A 14,211-nucleotide genomic window follows, 5' to 3' on the forward strand; every position below is an offset into this window, starting at 1 on the left:
TGTGACTCAAAAAGGAAAATAAGCCCAACAATCATTTGCGAAAAATTAAGAGCGAAAGTTTTAAAAAAAATTAGTCTTTGCTTTAGGGTCAAGATTACTTACCGATAACCAGATGATTCCAGATGAAAAATTTTTAGATTGGCATAGCCAATTGGCTAGGGATCCAAGCCAAAAAACTGGCAGAATATCAAAAAATAGTTAACAAATTTAACTAAGATTACATCCGACAAATTGGACAAGAAGTATGGAAAGTTCAGAACATATAGAAGACAAAGAAATAGAAGACATAAAAAAGGATGAGAAGGTACAAAGAGCCCTGATCGAAAACTCAATTGTTGTCCAAAAAGATAGCGTTGATGCTTTAGAGAAAGAAGCTCCATTGGTGGGAATCACCGCCATCATCTTTTTAGTCTGTGGTGCGCTTTATTATCTTTTGGGCTGGAAAAGTTTGCCTATTTCCAGCATGTATATTCCGCTGGCGCAAAAAATTGTCCTTGCCATCATGTTGATCTCTTTGGTGTTGATGGCAACAAGGCTTTTGAAAAAAGTATTTGACCGCAAAATTGAAAATAAAACCACTGTATTTAATTTCAACCGGATTGCAGACTTGTTTGCCGGTCTGCTGATCCTCGTGATTGTCCTCTCGCTGCTCTTTGCGAACTGGTATGCCGCCATGGTTTCATTTGGGATTGTCTCCCTGATCCTTGGCTTTGCCTTACAAAACCTGATTACCAGTTTTTTTGGATGGATTTACATTCTTACCCGTAAGCCTTACGAAGTCGGTGACCGCATACGGATTGGCAGTGTCTTCGGCGACATCATCAATGTTGGCTACCTTGATACCACCCTTTGGGAATTTAATGGCGATTATTTATCAGGCGACCATCCCAGCGGACGCATCATAAGATTTGCCAACTCAAAAGTATTCAGTGAATATGTATACAATTACTCATGGCCTTTATTTCCTTTCATTTGGAATGAACTTAGTTTTTTTATATCCTATGAAAGTGATTTTAAATTTACCACCGATACCGTGAAAAGTGTTGTCGAAAAAGAAATCGGTGAAGCCATGGTAAGACGGGTAAAGCGTTTTAAGAAAATATTGGCCGACACCCCGGTGGATGAACTGGACGTAAATGAATATCCTTCTGTTATTTTATCAGCAAATCCCAACACATGGATACAAGTGACTGTGCGCTACTTGGTGGAACCAAAAAATTCAGGCAGGGTCAAGAATAAACTATTTGAAGCGGTGATGGCCGAACTGAAGAAAAATCCGAAAAAGGTGTTCTTTCCAAATTCAAAAATAAAAGGCGATGAACCTATGGATATGCCACAAAAAATGGGGTGAAACTTGGCTCGTACTTCGCTGATTGTCAATGTAATCCGAGTGATGAAAAAAAAGGAAGGTCCGGGACCTATTATTTTTCATAGTAATAAAATTCTGTTTTAAGATTTATGGACACTCAAATTCCTCCTTCATGCAACTGGTATTGGAAGTAGCTGAAGCCAAAACAAAGGGAGGAATTCCGGAGGCTTGTCATGAATTTAAATATAGCCAGAACCTGATGGCAGTGCAATGGGCTCCTTTATCCCTCATTTCCCGGGCAATCCCTTATATTTGCAACATGGACGGAAAAAACAGAAAAGACATCAACATTGGACAGGAAGTGGAAATTGTAAAAAAAGAACATCAGCGAACGGGGGAACTTACACAGGGTCAGATAAAGCGGATCCTCACCAAGGTAAGTTTCCATCCACATGGCATTAAAGTCCAACTTGAAAGTGGGGAAGTTGGCCGGGTGAAAAACATTTTAGAAGAACCTTCCTAAGAACAAAAAAAGGGGATTGGGATTTTTCGGGATTTCAGAGCCTCTTTGGCTCCTTTTGATATCAAAAAAATATAGGAGAGGACAAAAAACAGGCGGAACAACAAAAATTTAAGAGGTCGTCCCAAACCAATCTGAATATCTTTCCTGAAGAAGGATCGCTTGGTCTTCGCTGATCGGTTTTTCCCAAAAATCAATTACAATAGGATATTTTTTACACTTTTCCCTGTCGATCCTGCTCAGAGAAGAAGTCACCATCACGACTTTGATATCTGCCTTCTTAATTTTCAAATTCAATTCATTTAAAAATTCCCAGCCATTCATTTTAGGCATATTGATGTCCAGAAAAATCAGAAGCTTTAAATCGGTCCGGTCATTTAAAAGAATGGAGTCCAATGCTTTTTTTGCATCGGTGTAGCTTTCAGGATGGTCTGTCAGTTTGGTTTCCTGTATGATGATCTCATGGAGGAACACCACTCCCGGATCATCGTCTATGATGTACACTATCGGTTTTGTCGGCATCAGTCCTCTCCCAGATTTTCTGATTTCCTATGCGTTTCCCTCACAATGGCATCAAGCTGCTGCAGTGCCGTGAGCATTTCCTTCTCCAGTTCCTCCCGGCTTTTTCCAATTTGGGCATACTTGGGATAATTGATCAACAGCTGATTGATACCCATCGCTTTGGTGAGAGGAGCCCTGACCAAGTGCGATTGATTCCAAGTAATTTCTTTGAGTGTGGTGTTTTGAGTTTCTATTTCCCGGACAGCTTGTTTCAGCTGATGATTCGTATCCCTGAGCTCCAATGTCCTTTGATTTACCTGTGTTTCTAAATCAATCTTCATTTTTATATTTAAGTAATATTTAACTATAAAGTAGGTCAATAAACAGAGAAATACAAGAGAAAGAATTTTAAAACTTTTAGTTTCAAAAAAGAAGGCTTCTACTTCAATCGGTATGGATTGGATAGATTCAATTTTTCCATATTTCAGAACTTGGATTTCGAGGAGATGGTTACCTGGTTTAAGCCCGTTAAAGAAGAATTGCCTTTGATTCTTTACAGGTAACCAAGCATTGTTTTCCCCACCTATTCGGTAGAAGAGCGTATACTGCTGTGGATTTTGGAAATCAATGCAGTTGAAGGAAACCTGAAACATATTTTCCCCTGCAGGTATCAATATTTTCTTGTCTATAGGGATTTTTTTTTCTCCATATACCAATTCATCCCATTGGAAGTTTATGGGTTGCTTTTCCAATACAATCTCCGAAGGATCAATGATCCCAACACCTTCAACGGTCGGAATCCAGATTTTTCCGGTAGCGTCTTTAAGGGCTGAAGGGTAAATTAATCCGTTGGTCTCGGCATTCGGCATTCCGTGGCTTTGATCGTACAAGATGGATGATATGAAAAAATCTTCGTCCTGACTTTCTTTGAATCTTTTGAGTTCTTGAGGAGAGATATACTGGACACCAAAGTTATTGCTAATCCACATTCCGTTCCTTTCATCTCTGGTCATGCTGAAAACACTTTGTGATTTCAAACCCTGTGATTTTTTAATCCTTTTGAATTGTCCTTTCGAGTAAAGGACAATTCCCCCATGGCTACCGAACCAAAGGTCCCCATCTTGATCTTCAACCATGCAATAAATGACGTTTTCTCCCGGAGCCAATGGAAGTATCAGGTTTTCGGCAAATTTTCCATCCACCAACCGGAAAACACCCTGTCCAATGGAGCCGATCAAAATGTCCTTATTTTTCAATTCCATAATTCCGATGAAATTGGTGTTGGAAAACTTCGCAGGGAGTTCAACTTTTTGAAGCTGCTGCTTTTGATCCAAATAATGCAGGCCACCATATCGGGTAAGTATCCATACCCGAGCCTCAGAATCCCCTAAGATCGCATTGACATAATTGCTTGCCAATCCATCATCCTGCGTGATTTGATTGATCACCTTTTCTGAAACAACATCAATTACCGATATACCTGAAGTTGACCCTACATACAATTGGTTTTTGTTCGCTCCTATGGTGTTGACACCGTTTTGTATCAATCCATCTGAGGTGGATATGGAGGTGATTTTTCTGTTTTTTATTCGGTAAACCCCTTCTGATTTGGTGCCTACCCAAATGCTTTGTTCATCAGAAGAGAAAATTGCCTTGATGTTTTTTTGCTGAAGTTCCGGATGGTTCGGCTGTTTTACTTTGGCAGGCTTGATTACAACCAAGCCTTTTCCATGCGTCCCTAGATAAAGGATATCCTTTTCGTGAATCAGTTTTCGGACTGGGTAATTATTGATTTCTGGATAATAAAAGCGGCTGACTTTACCGTTTTCTATCATGATAAGTCCTTTTTCAGTAGAGCTTGCCCAAATCCGATTGGAAGAATCAGTGGTCAGACTGCTTAAATTCAAGTCTCTGAGCTCGGTGATCGCATTTTCGAGCTGAAGATTGAAATCCTTCCCCAACCGATAAATCCCCTTTTCAGGGTTCGCGATAAAAACATTTTCAGGCGTTCCGAATATCCTGTTTCCGATAAAATCCTCCGATGAGATCAATCGAACGGTTTCGGTCACGTAATTGATGATATATAATCCTTTGGTCGTGCCCGCAATCATCTGGGAATTCCCCAAATGAAAAAGGCTTAACATTTCTAAGGGACCCTCTGGTTTCCAATAATCCAATTCTTCAAAAACCCCAACCTTCCACAAGTGAATTTGCCCCTCCCTGTTGCTGATCCAAATATTCCCCTTTTCATCTTCCGAAATGCCTCTGATCCAGGAATTTTCGGTAATGTGGGCACAATCCACCACCTTCTGGATGTTCTTTTCCAAAAGAGCAATGCTCCGGTCTCCCGAGGCCCAGATTCCACTTGTGGTTTTGAAGAAGGTGTAATAGGTCTGTTCAAGCATTTGAGGATTATTTTCCTGGTCAAACACCTTTGCAGAAGAACCGTCCAATCTTGTCAAACCTTCTTCTGTGGCCAGCCACAAAAAACCGGTGTTGTCTTTCCCCATGGCATAGACTGCATTCTGCGGAAGACCGTTGGAGTTATCCCAGGTTTCCACTACATAATTTTTTTCTTGCAAAAAGGTTTCCCGGAGACTGCTGTCCATGGGATATAGTCCCTGAATATCGTTGGCCAATAAGGTGGCTACAGGAAAAAAAACCAGCAACCACAACAGGCTAACATTGAATCTGGTCAAAACCTGTGTATTACGGGTGTTCAATTTAGGCGTAGCTTTAGAAATGAAGATGGGTGATCTTTCACAAGCCTATTGAGTTTTCCCTGATTCAATTTTCGAAAACTAAAATAGGCTTGATTCAATCTGAAAAGTAATGATTTTTCAGATGTTTTTTTAGGGGAATGAAAATAAAGATTTCGGAAATAATTTTCAGAATATTATATTGAATTTGAATTCCCTCCACTGATTATCCTTGGCTAAATGTCGCCATAGCCAAAAATGAAGGAAATCAAAACTTCTTACCCTAGCAATGAAAAAAATTCCAGAGGGCGCATGGAATGAACAGATAAAATAGCCGGTATACCGCAAATCGATTTGTGATCCCTAAATCCTATCCGATTCTCCAGCAGCATTTTGGCGGTAGCTTTTTTGGCTTAGGAACGATTCCAAAAATTTGGCTGTTTTTCCAACAAGCCCATCAAAAAAACAAAAGTTTTGACAATAAATATCCCCTATTCTGTATTGGAATTGGCCATCCTCCGAGAAAGTGAAGATGCCAAAGATGCTTACGACCGAAGTCTTGACCTTGCCCGACATGCCGAAAAATGGGGATATACCCGATTTTGGCTGGCCGAACACCACAATATGGCAAGCGTGGGAAGTTCCTCCCCTGCCCTCTTGATCGGTTACCTCGCCAATGGAACCTCCAAAATCCGATTGGGATCGGGAGGCATCATGCTGCCCAACCACAGTCCACTGATGGTGGCTGAGCAATTTGGTACCTTGGAGACACTTTTCCCGGGACGAATCGACCTGGGTTTGGGACGCGCTCCGGGGACCGATCAGACCACTGCCCGAGCACTGAGAAGAGGCCGAGTGGAAACCGTGCAGGACTTCCCCCAGGATCTGGACCAACTCCAATTGTATTTTTCAGACGACAATATGGATTCCAAAGTTCGCGCTTTTCCTGCTGAGGGCTTGGACGTCCCGATTTATCTGCTGGGATCAAGCATGAGCAGCGCAATCTTGGCTGCTGAAAAGGGATTGCCTTACGCTTTTGCCAGTCATTTTGCACCGACCTATTTCTTGCAAGCCATCAGACATTACAAGGCTAATTTTAAGCCTTCCAAATATCTGTCAAAACCTTACGTGATTTCCTGTATCAATGTCATCGCCGGCGATACCGATGAGAAAGCCAACAGCATGGCCACCTCCTTTTACCAGATGGCTTTGGGCATCATCCGCGGAAAATCCTACCCGCTCAAAAAACCTGTAAAAAGCATGGACAACATTTGGAGCCGTGACGAAGCTGCCGCAATCCAAAATATGATGGCCTGTACCTTTGTGGGAAGCAAAGCGACCGTCAAAACAGACCTCGAAAGATTCATCAAGCAAACCGAAGTCGATGAAATCATGGTCAGCACCAATATTTATGACAGCGCCGATCGATTGAGATCCTACGAATTGGTTGGGGAAATCATGCAGGAAGGAAAATAATTCCTTTTGCTTAAAAGAAGAGGCAATCTATAACCGCAAAACCCGCCAAATCGAATCAATGGTTTTATTCAAAACCACATCCATGGAAACCGTAGAAGCAATTTGAAAATGCACTTTCCTGAAAATTAAAAAATAAGGAGTGTGTTTCAATTTTTTAGCAGGATCATGACTCAAGGCAAGCATATTTTGAATAACTTGAGGACATGCTTGAATCCAAAATTCCAGATGGCCCACTTGAAGATAAGTGGCAAAAATATAAGGCCCATGCCCAGTTGATCAACCCAGCAAACCGCAGAAATTACAAGATTATTGTGGTGGGTACAGGCTTGGCCGGCGCTTCGTCTGCGGCAAGTCTGGCGGAACTGGGTTTTCAGGTAGAAGTATTTACCTTTCATGATTCTGCCAGAAGGGCGCATTCCGTGGCCGCCCAAGGCGGTGTAAATGCAGCCAAAGATTACAAAAACGATGGCGACAGCGTGTGGCGCATGTTTTATGACACGCTCAAAGGCGGCGATTTCAGGGCACGGGAAGCCAATGTGTACCGCTTGGCAGAATGCAGCATGGCATTGATCGATCAGGCAGTTGCACAAGGCGTCCCTTTTGCGCGGGAATACAGTGGCTATCTGAGCAACCGATCTTTTGGTGGCGTTCAGGTAAGCCGAACGTTTTACGCACGGGGTCAAACAGGGCAGCAACTTTTGCTCGGTGCCTACCAGGCATTGATGCGCCAAAATGCGGGCAGCAACCTCACCCTCCACACACGCCACGAAATGCTGGATGTCATCACCATCAATGGGGAAGCAAAAGGGGTGACCATTCGCAATCTGGACACGGGAGAACTGACCTCCCATCATTGCGATGCACTCCTATTGGCAACAGGTGGATATGGGAAAATTTATTATTTGAGCACGCTTGCCATGAATTGCAATGCTACGGCCATTTGGCGCGCGCACCGCAAAGGTGCGTTTATGGCGGCACCAAGCTGGACCCAGTTTCATCCCACATCCCTACCCCAACTTGGAGATTACCAAAGCAAACTTACCTTAATGAGTGAATCGTTGCGGAATGACGGCAGGATTTGGGTGCCAAAATTGGTGAATGAGAAACGTGCGCCTAAGGATATTCCAGAAGATGAGCGCGATTATTATCTGGAGCGGCGATATCCCTCTTTTGGGAATTTGGCACCGCGCGACATCTCCTCCCGTGCCGCCAAGGAACGGATTGATGCAGGTCATGGCGTGGGCCCAATGAAAAATGCCGTGTACCTCGATTTCAAAGATGCCCTCAATCGCGATGGACAACCAGCCATTGCACAACGCTATGGCAATCTCTTTGACATGTATCAAAAAATCACCGGAATGAACGCATACAAAGAACCCATGATGATCGCTCCGGCAGCGCATTTTAGCATGGGGGGTCTGTGGGTGGATTACCGATTGATGAGCAATTTGCCCGGACTTTTTGTGTTGGGTGAAGCCAATTTTTCCGATCATGGCGCCAATCGCTTGGGCGCAAACAGTTTGTTGCAATCCTGTGTGGATGGTTATTTTATCGCCCCCAGTACCGTGATGGATTATTTGGCAGAAGTAGGCTCCGCAAAATCCAAAAAAGATGCCACATGGGAAGCCGCCGCAGCCCTTTCCAAAGCCGAAGTGAGCAAACGACTTGAACATCTACTGAAAATCAAAGGAAACACCACCGCCGAAGAGTTCCACAAAGAACTTGGACAAATTCTCTATGTAAAATGTGGCCTTTCCCGCAACCAAACCGACATGGAGGCAGCCCGAGAAGCCTTATTTGCACTCCAAAAACGTTTTCAGAAAGAATTGCTTATTCCTGGAAACGCATCAGAAATCAACTTTGAATTGGAAAAAGCGGTTCGCGTAGAAGACTATCTGGAAATGGCGATCCTTATCGTTGAAGATGCTCTGCAGCGAGAAGAATCCTGTGGCGCGCATTTTAGACAAGAATACCAGACCGAAGACGGAGAAGCCTTGCGCAATGACGGGGATTTCAAATATGTAAGCGCTTGGGAATACAAGGGCGACAATCAATATGCATTGCACAAAGAGCATTTGAATTTTGAATTCGTGGAGTTAAAAAGCCGCAGTTACAAGTAAGTGCCAAAAAACAACGAAACCATGAAACTTGAACTACATATTTGGCGACAAGCTGGACCGAACGTAAAAGGTTATTTTGAAGACCACATACTGGACGATTTGGATGAACACATGTCCGTGCCGGAAATGCTCGATCATCTCAATACCAAGATCATCAAATCCGGAGGCAATCCAGTTGCCTTTGAAAGCGATTGCCGGGAAGGGATTTGTGGGCAATGTGGCTTTGTCATCAATGGTGACGTTCACAGTCCCAACAAGGGGACGACTACCTGCCAGACCCATTTACGCAGTTTCCAAGATGGGCAAACCTTATATTTAGAGCCTTTTCGCGCAGGAGCTTTTCCGATCAAAAAAGACCTTGTGATCGACCGTTCGGCATTTGACAGAATCATTCAGGCAGGCGGTTATATTGGTGTCAATACAGGCCAAGCGGCTGAGGCCAATACGCTCTTGATCAATCATGAACTTGCCGAGAAAGCATTTGATGCCGCGGCCTGCATCGGTTGTGGTGCTTGTGTGGCCACTTGCAAAAATGCCAGCGCGATGTTGTTTACCTCCGCCAAAGTGAATCATTTGTCCATGCTTCCCCAAGGCAAGCCAGAAGCCTCCAATCGTGTCAAAAACATGGTTGCTCAAATGGATATGGAAGGCTTTGGTTCCTGCTCTGCCACCGGTGCCTGTGAAGTGGTCTGCCCCCAGGGAATCACAATGACCAATATAGCCGAAATGAATGGTCGGTGGTTGTGGCAAAATCTAAAGTGAGGTCAGGTGAGGTAAAGCAATTTCACAAGGATCAGACAATTCCTCTAACATGTACTTTCTGCTTTGGCGGAAGATCTTTGGGATTCAATTTTTTTATTTGGCCAAAGACAAATGACTACGGGAAACCATTAATCCCCAGGTTTCGCCCGGGGCTATTGAAAAGTTGAAGCCTTTTGGCTTCCTACCATATTTCAAACTCAATTGAAAATATGATTGAGAGAACGAAAATTAAGCATCCATGCTTCCTCCTGAAGTATGGGCGGCCTAGATTTATTCGGTTTTTGGAAAGCATCGGAGCATGTTTGCTTGTTTTCTAGACAGCGAAGATTTAAGTCGTGCTGCTGGCACTTTGACCATCCAAAAGAATTCTGCCTTTCCCCAAATGAATTGTGGGATTAAGATTTGAACCAAGCCTATGGCTTTTGTAAGCGTAGATGTCGTGTTTTAAATCGCGTATCGATGAGAGAAATCTTAACCGAGGATTTTAATCCTCGGTTATAAGGATCACACTTTTTTTAGAATCCCATAGGGATGGGACAAATATTTCTCCACTTTAATTCAGTAATCCAAGCCTGATAAATTCATATTCAAAGTTGTCAAAAACTATATTGGGAGACTTATAGATAAAGGGAGACACATTTCCCGACTGAACCCTGTTTTTAAACATACCAAAAGACCGGGCCTAATATTTTAAAATTTAAAATTCAAGTTGATGATTGGGTTTGACAACAGGGAATAATTGCTGAACAAGGTTGCTCCTGCTTGAAGTTTTTGGTTTACGATGTAATTTTCAGGACGGAAAGTCAAATCGTAATTGATCCCTTTAACAGCGCTTGATCTTGACAAATTGAGGTTCAAGTTCTCGTTTCTGTACTTCGCAAAAAGATATTCTTGCGTAACAAGTGCAAAACCTGAAGCGAGACCCAAAATAACAGCCGGGGAGTCGCTTTGTACTATTGCCGCAATTCCGAGTCCAAGTAAAGCTGCACCGCCTGAGGCATAATTTATGGTGCTCCCCTGTCTGCCCGTTAGATTTACACCTTGAGCATTTCTTTGGCCGATGATTGTACCCAGGACTCCGAAGCCTGCAGGAATAAGAATAAGTCCTTCTCCACCATCACCATTGATCGCTATTTGACTGGAAATTGCAAACCCGATACCCACACCAACACTGCTCATATTGGTTGCATAGCGCGCATCACCTCTGGTATATGCATACTTTTTGGAGGCCATATTTCCCAATGCCAGCCCTACTGTACTCCCAACTAAAGCTCCTATTCCAAAAGGACGTCCAGTTTCTCCTTGAGCAGCTGCCACAACAGAAAGACCTCCAAAAGCTCCTAAAATCCCATGATGCCTCATGATTTCAATATGACCATCCGAATATTTTCTGTTTTTCTGCATTTGGAAAGCAACCTCTCCCAAAGCGATACTTCCTACGGAAGACATGATGAAAGCAGCCCTGCCTTCATCACTGCTATTCCCCACAGCGATCAAGCCGAGAGAACCTCCATAAATTAAACCAAGAAATTTACCAGCATTGGCAGCTCTGACAACCGACCGATCTATATTATCGTATTTTTTTGGGTTTAAAATTGGACCAAGTGCCCAAAGCCCGCCAGTCACTAGCGGAATACCAATAGCCCCTGCATTGTCTATTTCAAAAGCCGATACCAAACTGGCACCATAATAAATACCATAGCCAATATTAACGGCCCTATCTATTCCTCTCCATTCAAATTCTTCTGGTTGAATGATGGTTTTTTGGGGAGCTGTAACTTCCCTGTCCCATTCCACCCGCATTTTTTCGTATTTCGCTCTTTCCTCAGGAGACATTTTCTCATAATAGGAGGCCAAGAAAACTTCAAAATCATTTAAATAACCTATTTCGTCATCGGAAATCGGCTCTCCGAGAACCTGTTTTAGTTTGATTTTTTTGTAAGTAGGCTTATTGGATTCTTCCCAAAAACCTCGGGCTGTATAAACACTTTGCGCAGACAACTCCAAACTTAAGCCCATCAAGATCAAAACGATGATCAAGGAAAACTTGATTTTTAAACATCCATTCATATTCGGATTTCGCTAATTGGTTAGGTGATAGGGTAAACTCAAATAAAATTGTTGCTGAAAAATCTCAAATGAAGAAGAATTAATTTCAACAAAACAATTGCTAACTTAATAGTTTTTAGTCAAATATGGTAATAATTCACAGAAAAAAATGTATTAATACCGTGTTATGGATTGCCTATTTCATTCCAGACTGTAATTTTGAAAAAATATCAATCGGGAATTTACAATCATTGACTTCACCCTATCGGTTAAAAGCACAATTCTCTAAAAGACTGATTTTCATACAATTTCATCCCTTATCAAAAAATATGAGGATAAAACGGGTTTAAGGGAATTGGAAAACCTAAACCTACATATTGCTGATTAAAAGGTTTTTGGTCATGAAAAATTATTGGAGAAGACAGGCTTCTCTCCCAAATATCTGGAACAAAAGGCCTTGAACAAAAATGTTCAATTGTACTGTGTAGATTTCACTTTGGTAACAAATTAAACCCGTTTTATGCATTACAAACTCAATTCAATACTGTAATTTACTGATAATCAATTAGGTGTAGACTATTTTTGACTTCACCCTATTGGTATCAGGAATTATTCTCCCAATGGTCTGATTTTCTTTCCGTTTCAATCCCATTTGGAAACCCATTGCATATTTCGGGTCAAAGCTCCGTCCAATATTTAACCAACAAGAAAACCCAAAAGACCATCGAAAGTAAAAAAAGGCAGAAATCAATCTGCCTTGTACACAATCTTTCCACCCACTACCGTCATCATCACCTTGGTGTTGAGAATTTCGTTTTCCGGAACTTCCATGAGATTCTGGTCAAAGACCGTGAAATCTGCTGCTTTTCCCACTTTGATGGAACCCTTGAAATCTTCCTCAAACTCGGCATAAGCACCACTCAAGGTATAGGATTTCAATGCTTGGTCCCTGGTCAATTTCTGATCGGGTTCGTAGCCTCCTTCGGGTGTCATTTTTAGGGTTTTTCGGGCTACAGATGCATAAAAAGAGGGAATGGCATCCAGTGGTTCTACCGGGGCGTCTGTCCCGTTGGAGATCACTGCACCCGAACCGAGGAGTTTCTGCCAAACATAAGCACCATCCTTAATCCTTTTGGCGCCCAACCGACCGATGGCCCAAGGCCTGTCCGAACTCATGTGTATGGCTTGAATCGCTGCGATCACGCCCAATTCACCAAATCTGCTGATGTCATCCGGATGTAAATGCTGGGCATGTTCGACGCGGAATCGGTGGTCTTTTGCCTCTGGAAATTTGGCAAAAGCAGCTTCGTATCTGTCCAACACTTCTCTATTGGTTCTGTCCCCTATCGCATGGGAATTCACCTGAAAACCAAGCTCCAATCCTTTCTCAGAAATTTGTGAGACCAAGTCGATCGGCATGGTTTCATGTCCTCTTTGACCCGGCTTGTCGGCATAATCTTCCAATAGCCATGCTCCCCAGGGACCGAGTGCTCCATCCATGTTGAGCTTGATTGAGCGAACAGTCACCATGTGCTGTGGATCTATTTTCGGGCCCTTCTTGTACCAGGCTTCAATTAGTTCGGGAATACGGCTGGAAAGCATCACATACATCCTGGAAGTCAACCTGCCTTCTGCTTGAAATTTTTCCAAAAGATCGATCAAATCCTGATTGCCACCTGCATCATGAAAAGAGGTGATCCCTTTTTCCGCAAGTTCCTGTAATGCCAATTCCAAGGCTTTTTCGGCTCTTTCCGGGGTGTCTTTTGGAATCAATTTGCTGACCAAGCCTGAGGCTCTTTCCACCAATACACCGGTTGGGTTGCCGATTTCGTCGCGGATGACTTCACCCCCTTCCACTTCCTGCTTGGGCTTTTCACTACCCAAAGAGGTGATGCCTGCCATTTCCATGGCTTTTTTATTGACAAAAGAAGCATGACCGGAAGCATGCGCCAGGTACACGGGATTTTCGGGCGTGACCGCACTCAATTGATCATGGGTTTGAAAGCCATTGACTGACTGAGCAGGCATTTCGATCCACTTGTCCTGATGCCACCCCCGACCCGTGATCCATTCTCCCGGCTCGGCTTTGCTCGCTGCCTCGGCAACTTTTGCAACCAGTTCATCATAGGTTTTGACGTACATCAGGTCTATATCCAGTTTGTTGTATCCTATCCCCATCAGGTGCGCATGGGACTCGATCAAGCCGGGTGTCATGGTCATCCCCTGAAGATCGATGGTCTCAGTGTTCTTTCCGACAAAGGCTTGAATTTCTGCTGTGGTTCCAACCGCGATGATGATTCCGTCCTTGATGGCGACGGCTTCTGCGGTGGGTTGCTCCTCTTCTACGGTGTAGACGATTCCATTTAGAAATACCTGATCCGCGGTTTCTTTATTCTTTCCGCAAGAAAAAAGAATCAGCATGGCTAAACTTAACAGTATTGTATTTTTCATAAGGGTCCTATTCTTCACTAAATTTAAGGGTTTTTGAACTGCTGCTCCAAACCATCCCTGTAAAGTCTTTGTATTGATAAATAATCTTTTGGTTCATAATTGGCAATTATATGTTTTAGAACAAAAAAGTTGCTGTTCGGATGAATTTCGTGCAAATCAAATTTGGTGAGAACTTTAACCCAAAATATGCATTCCGTTTCCAAATAAGATCGAAACTAAAGGAAAATCAGACTATTTGGAGAATAGGGTTAAGTACCAAAATAGTGAAGGCACATATAGCAAACAACTTACTGATTACTAGACAATTTCAGGTTGAAAGAGAAA

9 protein-coding genes are annotated in these 14,211 nt (G+C 42.9%); 5 read left to right on the forward strand and 4 right to left on the reverse strand.

Annotated features, from left to right (window positions below; genetic code table 11):
* Window positions 1–244: 244 nt before the first annotated feature.
* Together Q7J63_RS10655 and Q7J63_RS10660 are read left to right on the forward strand one after the other, a co-directional pair.
* Window positions 245–1,351, forward strand: a complete 1,107-nt coding sequence (locus Q7J63_RS10655) for a mechanosensitive ion channel family protein (RefSeq protein ID WP_304886003.1) — start codon at window positions 245–247, stop codon at window positions 1,349–1,351.
* 277 nt (window positions 1,352–1,628) lie between these two features.
* The gene (locus Q7J63_RS10660) at window positions 1,629–1,832 is read left to right on the forward strand and encodes a YwbE family protein (protein WP_026333677.1); all 204 of its coding nucleotides are present in this window, start codon (window positions 1,629–1,631) and stop codon (window positions 1,830–1,832) included.
* Window positions 1,833–1,940: 108 nt separating this feature from the next.
* On the opposite strand, the gene Q7J63_RS10665 is transcribed toward Q7J63_RS10660, so the two are convergent.
* Window positions 1,941–2,351 carry a response regulator gene (locus Q7J63_RS10665; RefSeq protein ID WP_304886005.1) on the reverse strand — a complete coding sequence of 137 codons (411 nt, stop codon included), beginning with the start codon at window positions 2,349–2,351 and terminating at the stop codon, window positions 1,941–1,943.
* Window positions 2,351–5,053, reverse strand: coding sequence for a two-component regulator propeller domain-containing protein (locus tag Q7J63_RS10670; protein ID WP_304886007.1), 2,703 nt, complete (start codon window positions 5,051–5,053; stop codon window positions 2,351–2,353). Before Q7J63_RS10670 ends, Q7J63_RS10665 begins: the two co-directional genes overlap by 1 nt.
* A 456-nt stretch (window positions 5,054–5,509) precedes the next feature.
* Here Q7J63_RS10670 and Q7J63_RS10675 point away from each other — a divergent pair, with 456 nt between their 5' ends.
* The 3 genes from Q7J63_RS10675 (at window position 5,510) to Q7J63_RS10685 (ending at window position 9,387) form a co-directional block, all read left to right on the forward strand.
* Window positions 5,510–6,505, forward strand: coding sequence for an LLM class flavin-dependent oxidoreductase (locus Q7J63_RS10675; RefSeq protein ID WP_304886042.1), 996 nt, complete (start codon window positions 5,510–5,512; stop codon window positions 6,503–6,505).
* A gap of 203 nt (window positions 6,506–6,708) precedes the next feature.
* Window positions 6,709–8,625 carry a fumarate reductase/succinate dehydrogenase flavoprotein subunit gene (locus Q7J63_RS10680; protein ID WP_304886009.1) on the forward strand — a complete coding sequence of 639 codons (1,917 nt, stop codon included), beginning with the start codon at window positions 6,709–6,711 and terminating at the stop codon, window positions 8,623–8,625.
* 21 nt (window positions 8,626–8,646) lie between these two features.
* Complete coding sequence (locus tag Q7J63_RS10685; RefSeq protein WP_304886011.1) at window positions 8,647–9,387, forward strand: succinate dehydrogenase/fumarate reductase iron-sulfur subunit; 741 nt, start codon at window positions 8,647–8,649, stop codon at window positions 9,385–9,387.
* 690 nt (window positions 9,388–10,077) lie between these two features.
* On the opposite strand, the gene Q7J63_RS10690 is transcribed toward Q7J63_RS10685, so the two are convergent.
* Complete coding sequence (locus Q7J63_RS10690) at window positions 10,078–11,457, reverse strand: hypothetical protein (protein ID WP_304886012.1); 1,380 nt, start codon at window positions 11,455–11,457, stop codon at window positions 10,078–10,080.
* Between the two features lie 726 nt (window positions 11,458–12,183).
* Window positions 12,184–13,887 (reverse strand): amidohydrolase, encoded by a 1,704-nt coding sequence (locus tag Q7J63_RS10695; RefSeq protein ID WP_304886014.1) that lies wholly within the window; start codon window positions 13,885–13,887, stop codon window positions 12,184–12,186.
* Window positions 13,888–14,211: the final 324 nt, after the last annotated feature.

Origin of the sequence: Rhodonellum sp. (assembly GCF_030656585.1) — a bacterium.
GTDB lineage: Bacteria > Bacteroidota > Bacteroidia > Cytophagales > Cyclobacteriaceae > Rhodonellum > Rhodonellum psychrophilum.

Bases quoted from the DNA above. Each gene is read 5' to 3' on its own strand.
- Q7J63_RS10655 (WP_304886003.1), top strand. From the start codon at position 245: ATGGAAAGTTCAGAACATATAGAAGACAAAGAAATAGAAGACATAAAA.
- Q7J63_RS10660 (WP_026333677.1), top strand. From the start codon at position 1,629: ATGGACGGAAAAAACAGAAAAGACATCAACATTGGACAGGAAGTGGAA.
- Q7J63_RS10665 (WP_304886005.1), bottom strand. From the start codon at position 2,351: ATGCCGACAAAACCGATAGTGTACATCATAGACGATGATCCGGGAGTG.
- Q7J63_RS10680 (WP_304886009.1), top strand. From the start codon at position 6,709: ATGCTTGAATCCAAAATTCCAGATGGCCCACTTGAAGATAAGTGGCAA.
- Q7J63_RS10685 (WP_304886011.1), top strand. From the start codon at position 8,647: ATGAAACTTGAACTACATATTTGGCGACAAGCTGGACCGAACGTAAAA.
- Q7J63_RS10690 (WP_304886012.1), bottom strand. From the start codon at position 11,457: ATGAATGGATGTTTAAAAATCAAGTTTTCCTTGATCATCGTTTTGATC.
- Q7J63_RS10695 (WP_304886014.1), bottom strand. From the start codon at position 13,887: ATGAAAAATACAATACTGTTAAGTTTAGCCATGCTGATTCTTTTTTCT.